This window comes from Microcystis wesenbergii FACHB-1317 (assembly GCF_014696875.1).
Classification (GTDB): domain Bacteria; phylum Cyanobacteriota; class Cyanobacteriia; order Cyanobacteriales; family Microcystaceae; genus Microcystis; species Microcystis wesenbergii_A.
Window position 1 is genome coordinate 1 of sequence record NZ_JACJQV010000245.1, and the last position, 16,488, is coordinate 16,488.

A 16,488-nucleotide genomic window follows, 5' to 3' on the forward strand; every position below is an offset into this window, starting at 1 on the left:
CCTCGAATGGAAATTTTTTCTTTCTTCCAGACATCGATAATTTTTTGGCGAAAATCTACGGAATAGGGTCTCATAGGAAGCTGGTAAGTTCTATTATTTGTCTATTTGCTTTCTATTGTACCTCATAGCTCCAAGAATTGCTATATTTAATATGTCAAGCATGACTAAAGGGGCTGACTTGTCTCCAGTTTTCCATGCACTTAATCTACGGTTCAAATCAGGCTTCACAGTCTCATATTGCTGTACAAAACTCTTGATTGTTCTAATATCGTTTTGTAATTGAGGTTTATAAGTCTGTGAAAATTTGGCAGTATGTTGCTTAATGATTGATGTACTTTCAGGCAAATTCTTATCTTCAGAAATTTTCCTTGCATAATTGTCAATTTGGTCAATTAGATTCTCGATCATTTTTTCTCCTTTTTGTTATTTTACGAGTGCTTCAGATATAGGTGAGTAAAAATAAGCCGAGATCATCTACAAAGTTTATGAACTCGGCTGGAGTATTACTTCCTAGACTTCAGATTTAGGCTGCTTTCGGTAGTTTATTTAGGGTATCAGTAAGGCTAACAAGGTTTCCATTCGCATCCTTCGGGGTTTCTACTGTCACACCTGTCATTTGATTTTGAATCGTCTCTATACTCTGATCCACTGCATCCCATTGACCGTATGCAGTATTGAGATAAGCTTGTACAGTAATGGGTAGCTGACTATATTTATCGGCATTTTCAAGAGATGAAGAAACTTGTCCCAGATTTTTACCGAGAAACGTCCAAGCATTATACATATTGTTGACCTCATTAGAAGCATTCTGCGCCAAGTTATTGAGCGGATCTAAAGATGATTTCAAACCGGTCAAAAAAGTAACACTATCCTTGAGTTGTTGTTTTTGTTGCAGTAAGTTGGATTTGGTTGAGATGAGGTTTGCAAGTACAATCGATGAAGCAGTCAGTCCCGCTGCACCAACAACAACAATAGCTACCCCAGCTGCTACCATAGGTGCTGATGTTCCTGCCGTGATAAAAGTTGCAATGGCACCAGTTGCTATTAGTAACCCCCCACCAATGATAGTTAGACCGCTGAGTGCTACTCCGACGGATGCTCCTGCAATTTTGCCATCAAGGTCAGATAATTGGTCATTAAGAGAAGCTAAAGCACCACCATCACCGTCTGTTCCTTGTATTAATGTCGTTGCTTGGGTTATTGCTGTATTGAAATTAGAGATATCCCCATTGAGTTTAGTTCTAAAATTGCCTATTTCATCGGCGACCTTCTTGGCACTAGCAGTCTTAAGATCAACATCATTTTTTAACTGATTAATAAGTGCTAAGGCATCAGTTCTTCCCTGAGTGCTACCATTCTTCCAATCATCCAGTCTTTGGATTATTAGGGGTTGAAAACCCTTAAATTGTTGGGAATAGGCACGAGTTTCACTGATGACACCAATAATCATCGGTTGAACAGTATTCAAATAGTAGCTGGCATTTCCTCTGGCAATGGTCAGATTACCATTAATATCTGGAAAGTTTTTTAAGGTATCTGTGTTAGGTATCACAAAACTGGGTTGTTGCATTATCTGGGTGCAATAACCTTGTACAACCAACCCAGATGATGCGGAAGCTTGAACTTTACTGTTTAGGTCTTGGATATCCGAGCTATCAGCCGTTGCTGCATTATGGATTAATCTTAGAGTAGTCATTGTTTCTCCTTGTTTGAAATACAAATTTTTAGTTGATATCGGTTTTAGGCGGCATTAGGGACTGTGGTGACATCCTCAATATCTTTTGTGGAAACATTGGTCAAAGTTTGTTCCACGTTTTTTACGCTGTCAGCTACAGAACTCCAAGCACTTGCAGCTAGATTAAGTGATGACTCCATATAAGCAACATCACTTAGGTCTGCCCCCACAATAATTTCCTTGAAATCTGCGATACCTTTTAGGGTAGTTGCCCATTCAGTGTTGAGATCATTGACACTTTCTTCAAGATGATTTACTGCTTCTATCAGGGGTTGGATTTGACCTTTCACATTCTGAAGGATAACAAAAGTTGCATTAAGCTGTGCCACTTCAATGTAGAGATTTGCCAGTTTTTTATTATTGCTTGCCAGTTGTTCTGATAATCCTGTTAGCCCAACCGCACCACTGGCAGTGAGTGCAATACCTGCCAGAATAACTGATGTTGCGGTCACATTTGCTGGCAGTGTCGCCAACGCCCCGACTCCGATAATAATAATACCGCCAGTCACAGCTAAGGCTGATATAACAACTCCTGCAATGTCACCCTTGATTGCTTCCTGAACTTCTTCAATTTCGCGCTTCTTCTTGCTTAATTCCCCAGTGTCAGTTCCAATTTCCTCATCTGCTTCATCCATTATTTTCTGGAGATTTTCAGCGTTTGTTTTGACGCGCTGCTGATAATCCTCAATATTTTCTGCGAGGTTACGGGCAAAAGTCAGTTGTCTTCGTGCATCAATTTCCAACTGGGTTAGCAGAGCGATGATCTGTTTTTTTGCCTCCTCACGGGTAGATTCGTTTACGAACTTTGGGAGCAGATCAATAATACTCTTGGAAAAGGTTGAATATTGTGTTGCATATCCGTTAATTCCTGAAATTGCGCCTATAAGGGAAGGGGTTATTGTATTTAGATATAGCGTTTCTGATTCACAAGAGGTACATTCCCGATCCTGAACAGCTTAATCAGCAAAGGTTTAAGTGTGCCGCACAGATGCGAGAACCGCTATAATTATTCCCATTATGTTTAGCTTCCTTTTCTTCCTGATTTAAGTTGTTGATGATTGATTTTATCTTTTCGCTTTCAGTATCACTAACAACAAAATCTGCCTGCCGTAGAACAAGCGAGGAATATATTTGGGTTGTCACCATGGCAGTGCTAATTTTAGACAACCCTTCAGTCATTCCCGTCGGAGCAATGGGATTTCTCCGTGGTTGTGTAAGGGTTAATACATTGTTAACCGTCATCATCATTAGAAGTCTCCTTTATTTAGTGATTGACTTAGTTATTGGACTTTGAACAAAATTAATTTTTCTGTTCTTTGTCCTTACACCCCTAAAACACTCTCAAAAATCCATTTCTGAATTTTTCGAGTTAGCCATAATGCCTTAAGCAAAATGCCTTGTCTTTGGGGTTAAAAGTGATTTGTTTAATCACCTTTGATACCAGAATAAGTTTTATTTGGGGTAATGGCAATCTCTAAAGTTAATACTTTTCTAATAGGTTTTTTTGAGCAGAATATTAACTTTTATATTAGATTTATATTAGATTTGTATTAGATTTAAAGGGTCACTTTATGGTATGACTCCCTCATCCCTGAAAGCAGAACTAATGAATTAATCTGGCGACTAAAATCATCAAAACCCTTTTAGACTCTGACTTGTAGCGGTTTTAGGGGATGAAAAGAAGGCAGCAAAAAAGCGATCGCAATTCTTGAAAACAGACAGCGATCGCCTTCTTCCTTGAATAAAGAGATGCTATGATTAGATGATGAGTATTACTGTTTAAACAAGTATCATTCTCATGGCACAATCAATTTACGAAGGAACTTGGGAAGAAATTGCCGCCTATGCTTCTGAACTAAAAGGGCGAAGAGTTAGGCTAACTGTACTTGATTCTGTATCAGACGAAGAAAAGATACCCTCTAGTAACTCCCTCGCTGAAGTCCTTAAGGGAAAAGTGGGTATCATTGAAGGGGTTTCCCCAGACCTTTCTACCCACACAGGAGAAAAATTTGCCGATTTAATGCAGGAAAAACAGCTAAAAAGAGGGGACTTGTCTTGATTTTGTGTGATGCTTCTGCGCTTATTGCCTTACTAAGTCGAAGCGACAATAACCATCAACGCTGTGTTGCTGTTTTACCCTTTTTACAACCTCCTCTGATGACCACATGGCCATGCTTTGTCGAAGGGATGTATTTACTGGGAAGGGATGTGGGTTGGCTCGGACAAAAGGCTTTATGGAGTTATTTAGAAAATCAAGATTTATCATTATATTCTTTTGAATCATCAGACATTCAAAGAATGCGTTTCTTGATGGAACAATATCGAGATGTACCAATGGATTTAGCAGATGCTTCCTTAGTAGCGGCAGCAGAAGCTCTTAATCAAAGGCTGATTTTTACTTTAGATACAGATTTCTATATCTACCGATTTCAAGGCAAGCTATCTTTTGAAGTTATTCCTTAACCTAAAATTAATAAAGAGGTTTGTTGATTGGGTTATCTGGCTCATCCTGAGAATATCCATGGATTAAGATATTCGTATTGAGAAAAATCCTATCGGACATTAGCATCTTCTACACAAATATACTTACCTTCCCACTCAGAGGAATATTCAGGGGGAATGACAACTGTACCATGATGGAGAATCGTCTTAAATTCAATTGCTTCCATTCGTTAAGCTTTATAAAGTGTCATATCAAGTTTAACCCAATCAATTGATTGGTAGCGTTTTCAGAGAATGAAAAGAAAGCATAAAAAAGCGATCGCAATTCTTGAAAACAGACAGCGATCGCCTTCTTCCTTGAATAAAGAGATGCTATTATTGGATGATGAGTATAACCTTCCAATTAGTTCTGGCTTTACTTTCCCGTGGGCAAGTCAAAATATCAGCCCATGGCTACGATGAACTAGCAAATGACGGTATTCTGGTAAGGGATGTGATAACAGGTATTAGAGAAGCTGTCATTCTCGAAGATTACCCGGAATATCCTAAAGGGCGTTGTGTGCTAGTCTTACAGAAAGATAGTCAGGGTAAACCCGTTCATGTGGTTTGGGGTATAGCCAAGAATACCGAATCGCCTGCTGTTCTAGTCACTGCCTATAGACCTGATCCAGCACGTTGGTCAAGTGATTTTACAAGGAGAAAACCATGACAAAAAAGCCTCACATTAAACTCATCCACATTGGAGAGTACATGGCTGAAGTGGAAGTCGAACTGATTGAGACTCCCGAAGGATGGTCGCCCTATTTATCATTAGAAGACGCTCAAAAATTAGATGATGTCCGGGAAGCCCTTCGTCAAGGTGATCTACAAAAAGCTTCCAATTTAGCACATCTTTACAAAATTACCCCTCTTACCGTTTAACTAAACTTTGACAAGAAAAAATTAAAAAGCGATCGCTATTCCTCAGAACAACACAGCGATCGCCTAACTTTTAACTATCACAAGCAACATTATTGGAGGGCTGATAATTCTTCCCGAAGAATACGACGTAAATCGGACTGAGTGAGCGATCGCTCAGAAGGAGATTGGATATATTGTTTTAAAGCCTCATTAATTAGGGTTTGATAACCCATTCCTGCGGTTTCAGCCTGTTCTCGAAAATAAGCTAGAATCTCATCATCTAGATAAATGGTAATGTGTGTTTTTCCCTGAGAGGAAATGAGCGCCCCTCGTTTTCCTTTAGAAAAATCATATTCCTTTCTCATAAGTTTTTCTCTCTTGTTTTGTAGCACGACGAGCAGAAATCAAGCGAATGACTTCACCCCGCAAAGTATCACACGAATCGCCTTACCTTCCCACTTAGAGGAATATTCAGGGGGAATGACAACTGTGCCATGATGAAGAATCATTTTAAATTCAATCGCTTCCATTCGTTAAGTTTAATAAAGTGTTGTATCAAGTTTAACCCAATCAATCCATGGAGTTTTAGGGGATGAAAAGAAAGCCGCAAAAAAGCGATCGCTTTTTCCCAATCAAATATAATTTAGGTAGAAAATTGCCAAAAAACCTCTATGCTCAACGGGTACAAAATTATTGATGCTGATTCCCATGTCATTGAACCCCCCGCAATGTGGGGCCAATACCTAGAACCTAAATTTAGGGAATTTGCTCCTTCTGCTGACATGAAAATCAAAGGAGAACCGATTAGTCAAAAAATCTCCCCACAAGTCCAAGCAGAAGGGAATAAGCAGATGAGGCAAGCTCATCCCCACGCTTATCTCAATCGCTATAATCCGGAATCCCATGTTCAAGCAATGGTACAAATGGGGGTAGATAGGGCCTTTATTTATCCTACCTATGGACTGTGGTTATTTGCCATTGATAGCCTACCTGCCGAAGTGATGGGGGCTTTTGTCCGTGCCTACAATACATGGTTATATGAAGAATATTGTAGCTATGACCCGGCTAGACTGAAAGGAGTGGCTGCAGTCAATCAACATGATCCCGAAGATATGGTCAAAGAGCTACACCGCATGGCAAACTTGGGCTGGAAGGCGGTTTTTTTGCGCCCTAACCCCGTTAAAGGCAGAATTTTGAGCGATCCAGCCTATGAACCCTTTTGGGCGGCCTGCGAGGATTTGGACATGGCTGTAGGAATTCATGAAGGCACTCATAGCCGCTTACCCACCACCGGCGCAGAGCGGTTTAATAGTCGGTTTGCGCTTCATGCTTGTTCTCACCCCATGGAACAAATGATGGCACTGTTAGCCTTAATTGAAGGGGGGGTGTTAGAACGTCATCGGAGGCTGAGGGTGGCGTTTCTAGAGTCCGGGTGTGGTTGGCTTCCCTATTGGTTATGGAAGCTGGACGAGGAGTATAAAAATTTACATTGGGAAGTCCAAGATCGGGTAAAATTATTACCATCGGAGTATTTTCGCCGTCAGTGTTACATTGCAGTGGAACCCTCTGAACCCTGTTTGGCTCAGGTCATTGATTTTATCGGTTCTGATAACTTAATCTTCGGGTCTGATTATCCTCACATGGATCATCAGGCTGATGGGGTAAAAAAAGTTATAGGACTTGAAGACAACTTATCTGAGGAGATAGTTAAAAAAATCGTTTGGGAAAATCCTCAGCGATTTTATTGTTCAATTTAATTTCTCAAAAAGGAAGCACACTTATGTTTGAAACTCGTAGCTTATTCTACAAGGCAGAAAAAGTTAATGAAGCCGCTAATAAAATAGAAGGGGAATGCCCACACATTTGTTTTTTACAGCGTCTTTATCAACAGTCAAAACAAGTTTCTCAAATTATTGCTTATATTTGGCGATGGGCTGATGAAAATAACGAGAAATACGCCGAGCAAAAGAGAGTGGCCAATCTCTTAAGGACTTATTTTGAACATCCGACCTCAGACCAAGGAAAGAATGCTGATCACCTCAGAAAACTGTTTGGAGCTGATCCCACCCAACCACTAGAAACCGTTGATGAATCTGATCCAGCTTATTTACTGAAACAAGTCTTCTTTCCGCAAGGTAAGGCACCCGATGAATATATTTTTCCAATCTTTGATAAATATGAACTGGGAGAGCAAAACCCAAGCTTGGGTTACTTATTTGAAGTGACGTATAGTAGCTTTATTGGTCAAATATTGGATGCAGATAACAATGCACCAGAGTTGTTTAAAATGATTATTCCCTATCCACCTGAGCCGTCATGGGGAAATGCCACTTTAAATGCAGATGATTTGTCCGACTGGATATCAAACCGGACAAGAGGGGAGTATTTTTCCACAAATCCTTATATTCCGACAACTTGTTCCTAGAAGCCTTACAAACTAAGTAGGGAGGCACAATTATTTGTAGGATGGGTTAGCGGTAGCGTAACATAATCGGGGGTTGGGTTTCATGCTTCAACCCAACCTACGTTCATCTTATATTTAATTCCACCCACCTACTTAATTGAACAAAAATAAGAATTGCTCGCCTCACCTCAAGGGTGAGGATTTTATCGTTAAATTAGTCAAAAAATGATTATTAAAGATCCTCAGAACCTTTTATCCGATCTGACAATAAATACTTCTATCTTTTCAGATAGAATTCTTGAGATTCCCTCCCATAATATTCCTTTGCATCCTCATAGTATCAAAAAATTGCTAATGACTGCTAAGGATAAATATGCGGTTGTTGTCTTTCAGCCAACTTTACCCATTCTTTCAGATTTGGGTTTGCCTAGTTATCCTATACTAGCGTATTTATATCCCCAAGAATTAAGTGATATTTGGCATCAATTACAACCCCACATAGAGACATTCCTAACAAGCAAAACTATTCAACCTCAGCCTATTCCATTAGTTTTACTATCGGCAATAGATAGAGATGAGCAGTTACATTATTTTAGTTGTCATTATGGAAAAGCGATCGCACCTTCTTATGTCAGAGTTGTTGTTGGTAACACTTGTAATCTTAAGTGTGTTATGTGTCCCTATCATAGTTCTTCGATAAAGTCTAATCATACTACAGATTTTTTTCAAAAGAAAAAAGTCATGTCTTGGGAGATGATGGAGAAACTAGCAGCAGACTGTGGAAAAGCAGCAACTACCATTGTAATAGGTAGTGTTGAAGAACCATTGCTTCATCCTAAACTTATAGACTTTATTCAACTTTGCCGACAGCAAGGTGTTCCAAAAGTTCATCTAACTACTAATGGTCAACTTCTGAATAAAACTTATATTAAAGCTCTGTTAAAATCGGGTTTAACCAGTATTGATATTAGTCTTGATGCGGCGACTCCAGAGACTTATTTAAGAATTCGAGGTGGAGATTTAAGCCAGGTCGAATCCAATACAATTGATCTGTTAAGAATTAGAGATCAGTTGGGTATTGACTGCGAAATTAGAACCTCTTTTGTCAGAAATTACAATGTTAATCTTGAGGAAGAAGAAGCATTTTTAAATCGTTGGTTATCAAAAGTTAATAGTGTTTTTATCCTTAATATTGCTGAATATCAAGAAAATAATATGCGACTAAAAAAACACAATCAAGGGGTACAAAAATCCCTCCAATATTATCAACAAAAAGCGCAAGGGCGCTGGACTTGTTTATTCCCTTTTCTGGAAATGGCAGTTTTACCCAATGGCAAAATCTACTACTGTATAGAAACCTTATTTAGACTAGGTTTTGATCAAGAGATTGAAAGTTTAGGGGATTATAATCAACAAACTTTACAAGATATTTGGTCGGGAGAGTTATTCCAGCAACTACGACAAGATTTAATTCTTAATCAATTAGAAAAAAGAAGAGCTTGTCAAGACTGTGAGATGTGGAAATCGCAAATAATTGATCAAGAACTAAAAGATGGATACTCAGTGCTAACCACAACGGTGACAGAAATTTATTCTCAAGTCTGATCTAAGAGTTTAATGGACATTTTTCCGCTCAAATGGTAGAAAATAAGTAAAAACGTTATTAAAAAGTGAGTTATGAAAGATTATCAACTAATCACAAAAATTTATGAAAGTTCTAGTTCTCTAGTCTATCGAGGTATTTTTAAGGCAAATGCTCAACCGATTATTCTTAAAATTCTTAAAGAGAATTATCCAACTCCTTCAGAGATTACCCGTTATCGACAGGAATATGAAATTATCCGTTCTTTGAACATAGACAGTGTTGTTAAAGCTTATGATTTACAGCGACACTATAATAGTTTGATAATGTTTTTAGAAGATTTTGGAGGTCGATCTTTAGAGTTATTACTATCTCAAGATAAGTTAAATTTGGAAAACTTTCTCTTGATTGCTATTAAAATAACTGAGGGGTTAGCTGCTATTCATCAGGCTAATATTATTCACAAAGACATTAACCCATCTAATATTGTCTATAACCCTGAAAGCGAACAACTGAAAATCATTGATTTTGGTATTTCCACCCGTTTATCCCAAGAATTTTTCACAGCTTGTCCTCCTAACCAATTAGAAGGGACTTTAGCTTATATTGCCCCAGAACAAACAGGGAGAATGAACCGAGGTCTAGATTACCGTAGTGATTTTTATTCCCTTGGAGTTACTTTATATGAACTTTTAACCAATCAATTGCCCTTTGAAACCACCGATCCTATGGAGTTAGTTCATTGTCATATTGCCCAACAACCTTTACCTGTTCATCAACTCATTCCAGAGATTCCCTTAACTCTCTCTAATATCATTAACAAACTGCTCGCAAAAACCCCAGAAAAAAGATATCAAACTGCCTTGGGTATTAAAGCTGACTTAGAAATCTGTCTTCACCAATTAAGGACGTTAGGACAGATTGCTCAGTTTTCTTTAGGTGGTCAGGATCTGACTGAGAAATTTCAGATTTCTCAAAAAATATATGGTCGAAAACGGGAAGTTACTCAACTTTTGAAGGCTTTTGATCGGGTTAGCCAAGGAACCACTGAAATGATCCTCATTTCTGGCTATTCAGGGATTGGGAAATCAGCTTTAGTTCATGAAATTTACCAACAAGTTACATATAAACAAGGGCGATTAATTAGAGGAAAATTTGATCAATTACAAAGAGATACTCCCTATTCAGCTATTTCTCAAGCCTTTCAAATCTTAATCCGTCAACTTCTAGGTGAGCCAGAAAATATCCTGCAAGCTTGGAAAGAGAAAATTTTGGAAGCATTGGGTAAGAACAGTCAAATTATTATCGATGTTATTCCCGAAGTTGAAAAAATTATTGGCAAACAGCAACCTGTTGAACTATTAGGAGGAAGTGAAAGTCAAAATAGATTTCATTTATTTTTTAAACGATTTGTCAATGTTTTTTCTCAAAAAGAAAATCCATTAGTGATATTTATCGATGATTTACAATGGGCAGATTTACCCTCTTTAAACTTAATTGAACAATTAATATCAGATTCTGACATTAAATATTTTCTGATAATTGGAGCCTATCGAGATAATGAAGTTAGTTCGATTCATCCTTTAATGAATACTTTAGAGAAAATTCAGCAATCACAAGTTTCTGTATCGAAAATTACTCTTGCTCCTTTGCAGATGAAGCACATTAATCAATTAATTGCTGATACCTTAAGTTGTTCGATAGAAGTTACTATGCCTTTGGCAGATTTGGTGACACAGAAAACAGGTGGAAACCCCTTTTTTATCGCTCAGTTTCTCTATTCTTTATACCAAGATGGTTTCATAATATTTAATCCTTCCTCTACTAAATTGGAAAATAATAAGCAAAGTTATTGGCAATGGGATCTTACCGAAATTAAAAGTCTATCAATTACCGATAATGTCGTTGATTTAATGACCCATAAAATAAAAAAAATAGCTCAAAAAACTCAAAATATTCTAAAATTAGCCGCTTGTATTGGTAATCAATTTAGTCTAGAAGCTCTTTCTATTGTAAATAATACATCTCAACATATTACGGCTCAACAACTACAATTAGCCCTTGATAAAGGGTTAGTAATACCATTAGATAATAACTATAAACTAGCTCTACTCTGGGATTCAAAAGAATTATCGAGGCAACTCTTAGAAACTGAAACTTTGGGTGGGTATTCTAACTATGTTTCCTATAAATTTTTACACGACAGAGTACAGCAAGCAGTTTATTCTTTAATTCCAGAGGAAGAAAAGAAAAGGACTCATCTACAAATTGGTCGCCTACTGCTAAAAAACATTACAGACGATGAATTATTAAACAATATTTTTGAAATTGTTAATCAACTTAATGAAGGTTCTGAGCTAATTACTGAGCAACAAGAAAAAGATAATTTGGCAGAATTAAATCTTAAAGCTGCTAAAAAAGCTAAAGCATCAACTGCTTATGAAACAGCATTAAAGTATTTAGATTCTGGTCTCATTTTATTAACAACTAATAGTTGGAGTGAGCAGTATCAATTGACTTTAGAACTTCATGAAGAAAAATTACATTCTCTCTTTCTTAATACAGAATTTCAGCAAATTTTATTTTATTCAAATATCATTATTAACCAAGCTAAATCGATCTTAGATAAAGTCAAAACATATCAGATAAAGATTGAATTTTATTATGCAAATTTTCAACCTGATCAGGCGATTGATACCGCTTTAAAAACCTTGAAAGAACTGGGAATTTTAATTTATAGAAGAAATGGCAAAAGTAATATTAATCAAAGCATTAATAAGTCCTTAAATTTAATTCTACAAAAAAGGAAAATTGACGATTTAGAAAGCCTTCCTGTTATGACTGATCCCTATAAGCTTAAAGCCATTCAAATCTTACAACAAATAATGTCTTCGACGGCAACTACTGATCCCCTATTACATATAAAAATAATCCTCAAACAGATTGATTTATTTATCAACCATGGAAATTCTCCTGAATCAGCAGCAACATATAGCTACTATGGAATGATATTATGTGGCTCTATCAATAATTATAATTTAGGATATGAATTTGGTAAATTAGCCCTTAAATTGCTCGATAAATATAATATTCGTCAAGTACAAGCTCTTATTATACAGACACATTATGGATGTATATATCACTGGAAAGAGTATCTGAGAAATAAAGAGATCGATAACGAGTTACTAAAGAGTTTTCAAATCGGTTTAGATGTAGGGGATAACCAGTTTGCCTCTTATGTAGCTATAGACTATTGTATTTATAGACTGTTGGGAGGTTATCATTTGGAAGAAGTTGAACAGGAATATATCAAGTATAATCGAGTTATTAAAAAACTCAAGCAAACTTTTTCCTCTTTTTACCAAGAAATTTCTTATAATATAGTCAATAATTTACAAAAAAGCTTAAAAAAAGAAATTGCTTTATTTGTCGGTAAATCCCCTGAAGAAGAAAATGCAGTTTTAGACCAATTAAATCAGACTAACAATGAATGGTTACTTTTTCTGATTTACTTTGCTAAACTATTATTATTTTATCTTCTTAAGATTTACAAGTCGGCAGTTACTTATGGAGAAAGAGGACTTCAATATATTTCAAACCCAACTATAAACTCATTTTTGATTTCTCCTCAACATAATTTCTATTCATCTTTGAGTTTTCTAGCTTATTATCATGACACAGAGCAAAATGAGCAAAGAAAATTACTACAACAAGTAGATAACAATCAGAAAAATATGGCAAAATGGGCAAGTCATTGTCCAGCAAATTTTCAACATAAATATGATTTAGTCGAAGCAGAAAAAGCGAGAGTCTTAGGTCAAAATTGGGAAGCTCAAGAATTTTATGAAAAAGCCATTCAAGGAGCAAAAAAATACGAATTTATCCATGAAGAGGCTTTAGCTTATGAACGTGCCTCTGAATTTTATTTTACTTTAGGTAGAGAAGAAATCGGGAAATTATACCTCAGAAATGCCTATCATTGTTACATTCGTTGGGGTGCAAAGGCCAAAGTTAAACAATTAGAAGAAGAATACCCTCAATATTTATTAGGTATCAGCAATGAAAACAAATCTAAAGGACTGAGTACCACTATTTCAACTACTGGTAATGATGGAGCAGTTCTTGATTTAACCACTATTCTCAAAGCCTCACAAGCAATTTCTGGAGAAATTAAACTGGAAAATCTCCTAACAAATTTAATGAAAATTGTCATTGAAAATGCAGGAGCGCAGAAAGGTTGTCTGATTTTAGAACAGGAAGGAAATTGGGTCATTGAAGCTCAAGGAACAATTGATCAAGAAACTATTAATATCTTACAATCAATTCCCATAGAATCTATCGACCATGATAACTCAATTCCCATTTTACCCACTAGCATTATTAATTATGTCGCTCGTACAAAAGAAACTATCGTTTTAAACGATGCCACTTCATCAGGTCAATTTACTAATGATTATTATATTGTGGCTCAAAAAACTAAATCCATTCTTTGTACTCCTTTACTCAATCAAGGTCAATTAAAAGGAATTGTTTATTTAGAAAATAATTTAACAACAGGCGCATTTACCTCAGAAAGAGTTGAACTATTAAATATTCTAGCAGCTCAAGCTGCTATCTCTATTGATAACTCAAGACTCTATCAAACCTTAGAACAAAGAGTAGAAGAACGGACAAAAGAACTCACAAACACTTTAGAGGTACTGAAAGCAACTCAAGCAGAACTTATCTTTGAAAATGACCTGCTTAAAAGTGCTGAACAACCTCCCAAATTTGTCTATCAAGTGGGGGGCAGTTTACCGATGGATGCGCCGAATTATGTCGTTCGACAAGCTGATCGCAATCTTTATAAAGCTCTCAAACAAGGTCTATTTTGCTATGTTTTAAATGCACGTCAAATGGGAAAATCTAGCTTAATGGTACGGATGATGAGCCAATTACAAAAGGAGGGAATTAGATGTGCAGTAATTGACTTAACTCGGCTAGGAACAGACAATATTACCCCCGAACAATGGTATAAAGGATTAGCCGTTGATCTGCTCCGCAGTTTTGGATTAATCAAAGAATTGAAAACTTTTAAAGCTTGGTGGAGTGAACAATTAGACCTGCCTCCTGTACAACGATTAGGACAATTTATAGAAAATTTTCTTCTAGTTAATGACGATTTTGATCAGCGGCAATCTAGACAATCGACTGTTATATTTATTGATGAAATTGATAGCATTTTAGGGTTAAAATTTGATGTCTCTGACTTTTTTGCTTTAATTCGTTCTTTTTATAATCAGAGAGCGATTCAACCTCAATTTCAAGAGCTAACTTTTGCCTTTTTTGGTGCTACCACACCTTCAGCTTTAATTACTGACCCCCAGAAAACACCTTTTAATATTGGTAACGCTATTGAATTAGCAAGTTTTAAAGAACACGAAGCTCAACCTTTATTATATGGGTTAACAGAAAAAGTCAGTAATCTTCAGACCATGCTCAAACAAGTCTTAAGCTGGACGGGAGGGCAACCTTTCTTAACTCAAAAACTCTGTCAACTGATGCGGGATAGTGAGCAACCAATCCCCTCTAATCAAGAAGAACAATGGTTAGCCAACTTAGTAGCAGAAAAAATTATTCAAGATTGGGAGATGCAGGATCAACCCGAACATTTAAAAACCATTCAAGATCGCCTTCTTCAAAGTCCAAACCGACCCCAGTTATTAACCTTGTATCGACAAATCCTCCATCAAGAACCAATACAGATTGATAACAATCCCTATTTACCTGAGTTATTTTTATCTGGATTAGTGGTAAAGCGTCACGGGAAAATGGACGTTCATAATCGGATTTATCAGACGATATTTAATAATGATTGGCTTGAGCGATCGCTATCTTAATACCATGGTTCAAAAATTTATTTATACTGAACCAGTATATTGGCTTATAAAGTACTTTTGATACAACTGACAGCTGACAATTGCTTGATTTTCTCTGAGTTTAATTAAACCCATACTATTAAGTTTGTAAGCAATAATTGGATCGACTATCATTGGTTGATTCCCTTGACAAATCTGTTGAAAAATACCGGCAAGTTCGGGTTGTTTTTGTAAAGTGACCCAGTGCAGCTGTAAATGAGAGGAATAAATTCCCGTTGATGTAGTTGCTGATTTGATTAAATCTGGCATCGTGATTTGCTCTTGGCTAAGATGATAAATCGCTAAATGAATCAAGGCAGGATGTCCCCCCACTAAGTCGATCAACTGTTGAATTTCGTTGGTTGCTAATTCATTTAATTGATATTTTTTTGCCAATTCTGCCACTTGTTCTTGACCAAAACCCTGTAACTCTATGGGTAATCCCACATTAAAAGGAGACTGTTCTAATCGCAGAGAAACATAAGATTCTGTGGATTGAACAATAATTAAACGTAATTTCTGCCACAGGGGAGATCGCTTAGATTCTTCATAACAAGCTCGGATTAAAGGTAAAAAATCTTCTGCTACTTTCGGATGTTCAAAGACTCGATGCACTTCGTCTAAAGCCAATACCAGTGGCTGTTTTATCTCTCGTAAAATATACTCTTCAAAATAAATTGTCCAACTCATTTTAATTCCTATATCTTCATCCCAATAATCATCTAATTTGGCTTCTAAATTCAACTGCCGAGCGCAATTACGGCAGATCCAGCGTAAGAACTTGTTAAAATTTGCTATGATGTCTTGGTCTGCTTTTTGTAAATCTAAACTAACAATTTGATAACCGAATTGCTGTTGACAAGCCTCTAAAATTGTTAATAATAAAGACGTTTTTCCCCATTTTTTGGGAGCTTTAATGCGAACTAACGACCCAGATCGGCCGATTTCCTCGATAATTTTTGCTTCAAGGTTTGTTCGTTTTAGATAATAATAAGAATTATAGGGAACAGGAGCATCGGGGTATTCTGGACGCTCATTCTGGGGATATTCATTACCGCAATACTGAAGCGATGTGGAGTTGGTAAAATGAGATTGTAGTCTAGATAAAAAATTTTTCTTATTGATCGGTTCTCCGATCAGTTGCGAGACTCTATCATAGAGTCCTGGGGCAACTACATTGGCAAGATAGCCGCTACTATAACCGTTTTCTTGGGCAATTTCTTGATAGTTCTTTTTCTGCCAAAGTCCTCGCAATAATAATTGTTCTGTGTCATTGAGACAGCGATTCTCAAGCTTGAGCAGTTGCCGATTAAGAATCTCTTGGATTTCCTCGAATTTCATTATTTTTATCTAAGGTAAGAAGATTTGAAGAAATAGATTATTTGATTTTCCAGTTCCGTTGCAGCCAGAAATATTAGACCTCCTGCAAAAATAGGAACTGATTATGTAAAATAAAGTAAAACACTCAGAAAAACAATGACTTACGAAAAAGTAAAAAATTTGAATCCAGAAGAGTTTAAACGCTTTT

Annotated in this window: 14 protein-coding genes; 8 read left to right on the plus strand and 6 right to left on the minus strand. The window is 36.7% G+C overall.

Features of this window, described 5'->3' with window-relative positions; translation table 11 throughout:
- Nucleotides 1–93: 93 nt before the first annotated feature.
- The 4 genes from H6F92_RS25200 to H6F92_RS25215 form a co-directional block, all read right to left on the minus strand.
- Nucleotides 94–408, minus strand: a complete 315-nt coding sequence (locus tag H6F92_RS25200) for a hypothetical protein (RefSeq protein WP_190359951.1) — start codon at nucleotides 406–408, stop codon at nucleotides 94–96.
- 115 nt (nucleotides 409–523) lie between these two features.
- The gene (locus H6F92_RS25205; RefSeq protein WP_190359953.1) at nucleotides 524–1,696 is read right to left on the minus strand and encodes an HBL/NHE enterotoxin family protein; all 1,173 of its coding nucleotides are present in this window, start codon (nucleotides 1,694–1,696) and stop codon (nucleotides 524–526) included.
- A gap of 44 nt (nucleotides 1,697–1,740) precedes the next feature.
- Nucleotides 1,741–2,634: an HBL/NHE enterotoxin family protein gene (locus tag H6F92_RS25210; RefSeq protein ID WP_190359964.1), complete on the minus strand. Its 894-nt coding sequence runs from the start codon at nucleotides 2,632–2,634 to the stop codon at nucleotides 1,741–1,743.
- A 61-nt stretch (nucleotides 2,635–2,695) separates the two neighbouring features.
- Complete coding sequence (locus tag H6F92_RS25215; protein WP_190359955.1) at nucleotides 2,696–2,983, minus strand: hypothetical protein; 288 nt, start codon at nucleotides 2,981–2,983, stop codon at nucleotides 2,696–2,698.
- Nucleotides 2,984–3,533: 550 nt separating this feature from the next.
- Here H6F92_RS25215 and H6F92_RS25220 point away from each other — a divergent pair.
- The 4 genes from H6F92_RS25220 (at nucleotide 3,534) to H6F92_RS25240 (ending at nucleotide 5,098) form a co-directional block, all read left to right on the plus strand.
- Nucleotides 3,534–3,794: a hypothetical protein gene (locus H6F92_RS25220; RefSeq protein WP_002766683.1), complete on the plus strand. Its 261-nt coding sequence runs from the start codon at nucleotides 3,534–3,536 to the stop codon at nucleotides 3,792–3,794.
- A 2-nt stretch (nucleotides 3,795–3,796) separates the two neighbouring features.
- Entirely contained in the window at nucleotides 3,797–4,198 is a 402-nt protein-coding gene (locus H6F92_RS25225; RefSeq protein WP_223211792.1) for a type II toxin-antitoxin system VapC family toxin, read from the plus strand.
- A 361-nt stretch (nucleotides 4,199–4,559) separates the two neighbouring features.
- A complete protein-coding gene (locus H6F92_RS25235; protein WP_004267892.1) occupies nucleotides 4,560–4,886 on the plus strand; it encodes a DUF4258 domain-containing protein in 327 nt (108 codons plus the stop codon).
- Entirely contained in the window at nucleotides 4,883–5,098 is a 216-nt protein-coding gene (locus H6F92_RS25240; protein WP_002757627.1) for a hypothetical protein, read from the plus strand. Before H6F92_RS25235 ends, H6F92_RS25240 begins: the two co-directional genes overlap by 4 nt.
- Before the next feature lie 89 nt (nucleotides 5,099–5,187).
- On the opposite strand, the gene H6F92_RS25245 is transcribed toward H6F92_RS25240, so the two are convergent.
- Nucleotides 5,188–5,442: a BrnA antitoxin family protein gene (locus H6F92_RS25245; RefSeq protein ID WP_002795030.1), complete on the minus strand. Its 255-nt coding sequence runs from the start codon at nucleotides 5,440–5,442 to the stop codon at nucleotides 5,188–5,190.
- A 306-nt stretch (nucleotides 5,443–5,748) separates the two neighbouring features.
- Between H6F92_RS25245 and H6F92_RS25250 the strand changes: the two genes are divergently transcribed.
- The 4 genes from H6F92_RS25250 to H6F92_RS25265 all read left to right on the plus strand — a co-directional run bounded on the left by H6F92_RS25250 (nucleotide 5,749) and on the right by H6F92_RS25265 (nucleotide 14,942).
- Nucleotides 5,749–6,834 (plus strand): amidohydrolase family protein, encoded by a 1,086-nt coding sequence (locus tag H6F92_RS25250; protein WP_190359956.1) that lies wholly within the window; start codon nucleotides 5,749–5,751, stop codon nucleotides 6,832–6,834.
- A gap of 23 nt (nucleotides 6,835–6,857) precedes the next feature.
- A complete protein-coding gene (locus H6F92_RS25255) occupies nucleotides 6,858–7,502 on the plus strand; it encodes a hypothetical protein (protein ID WP_190359959.1) in 645 nt (214 codons plus the stop codon).
- A 204-nt stretch (nucleotides 7,503–7,706) separates the two neighbouring features.
- Nucleotides 7,707–9,086 (plus strand): radical SAM/SPASM domain-containing protein, encoded by a 1,380-nt coding sequence (locus H6F92_RS25260; protein WP_052276775.1) that lies wholly within the window; start codon nucleotides 7,707–7,709, stop codon nucleotides 9,084–9,086.
- A gap of 72 nt (nucleotides 9,087–9,158) precedes the next feature.
- Complete coding sequence (locus H6F92_RS25265; protein WP_190359961.1) at nucleotides 9,159–14,942, plus strand: AAA family ATPase; 5,784 nt, start codon at nucleotides 9,159–9,161, stop codon at nucleotides 14,940–14,942.
- Between the two features lie 21 nt (nucleotides 14,943–14,963).
- On the opposite strand, the gene H6F92_RS25270 is transcribed toward H6F92_RS25265, so the two are convergent.
- Nucleotides 14,964–16,301: an AAA-like domain-containing protein gene (locus H6F92_RS25270; protein ID WP_190359963.1), complete on the minus strand. Its 1,338-nt coding sequence runs from the start codon at nucleotides 16,299–16,301 to the stop codon at nucleotides 14,964–14,966.
- Nucleotides 16,302–16,488: the final 187 nt, after the last annotated feature.

What these genes read in the sequence shown, in the direction of transcription:
- H6F92_RS25200 (WP_190359951.1), bottom strand. Translation starts at nt 408, where the DNA reads ATGATCGAGAATCTAATTGACCAAATTGACAATTATGCAAGGAAAATT.
- H6F92_RS25205 (WP_190359953.1), bottom strand. Translation starts at nt 1,696, where the DNA reads ATGACTACTCTAAGATTAATCCATAATGCAGCAACGGCTGATAGCTCG.
- H6F92_RS25215 (WP_190359955.1), bottom strand. Translation starts at nt 2,983, where the DNA reads ATGATGATGACGGTTAACAATGTATTAACCCTTACACAACCACGGAGA.
- H6F92_RS25220 (WP_002766683.1), top strand. Translation starts at nt 3,534, where the DNA reads ATGGCACAATCAATTTACGAAGGAACTTGGGAAGAAATTGCCGCCTAT.
- H6F92_RS25235 (WP_004267892.1), top strand. Translation starts at nt 4,560, where the DNA reads ATGATGAGTATAACCTTCCAATTAGTTCTGGCTTTACTTTCCCGTGGG.
- H6F92_RS25240 (WP_002757627.1), top strand. Translation starts at nt 4,883, where the DNA reads ATGACAAAAAAGCCTCACATTAAACTCATCCACATTGGAGAGTACATG.
- H6F92_RS25245 (WP_002795030.1), bottom strand. Translation starts at nt 5,442, where the DNA reads ATGAGAAAGGAATATGATTTTTCTAAAGGAAAACGAGGGGCGCTCATT.
- H6F92_RS25250 (WP_190359956.1), top strand. Translation starts at nt 5,749, where the DNA reads ATGCTCAACGGGTACAAAATTATTGATGCTGATTCCCATGTCATTGAA.
- H6F92_RS25255 (WP_190359959.1), top strand. Translation starts at nt 6,858, where the DNA reads ATGTTTGAAACTCGTAGCTTATTCTACAAGGCAGAAAAAGTTAATGAA.
- H6F92_RS25260 (WP_052276775.1), top strand. Translation starts at nt 7,707, where the DNA reads ATGATTATTAAAGATCCTCAGAACCTTTTATCCGATCTGACAATAAAT.
- H6F92_RS25265 (WP_190359961.1), top strand. Translation starts at nt 9,159, where the DNA reads ATGAAAGATTATCAACTAATCACAAAAATTTATGAAAGTTCTAGTTCT.
- H6F92_RS25270 (WP_190359963.1), bottom strand. Translation starts at nt 16,301, where the DNA reads ATGAAATTCGAGGAAATCCAAGAGATTCTTAATCGGCAACTGCTCAAG.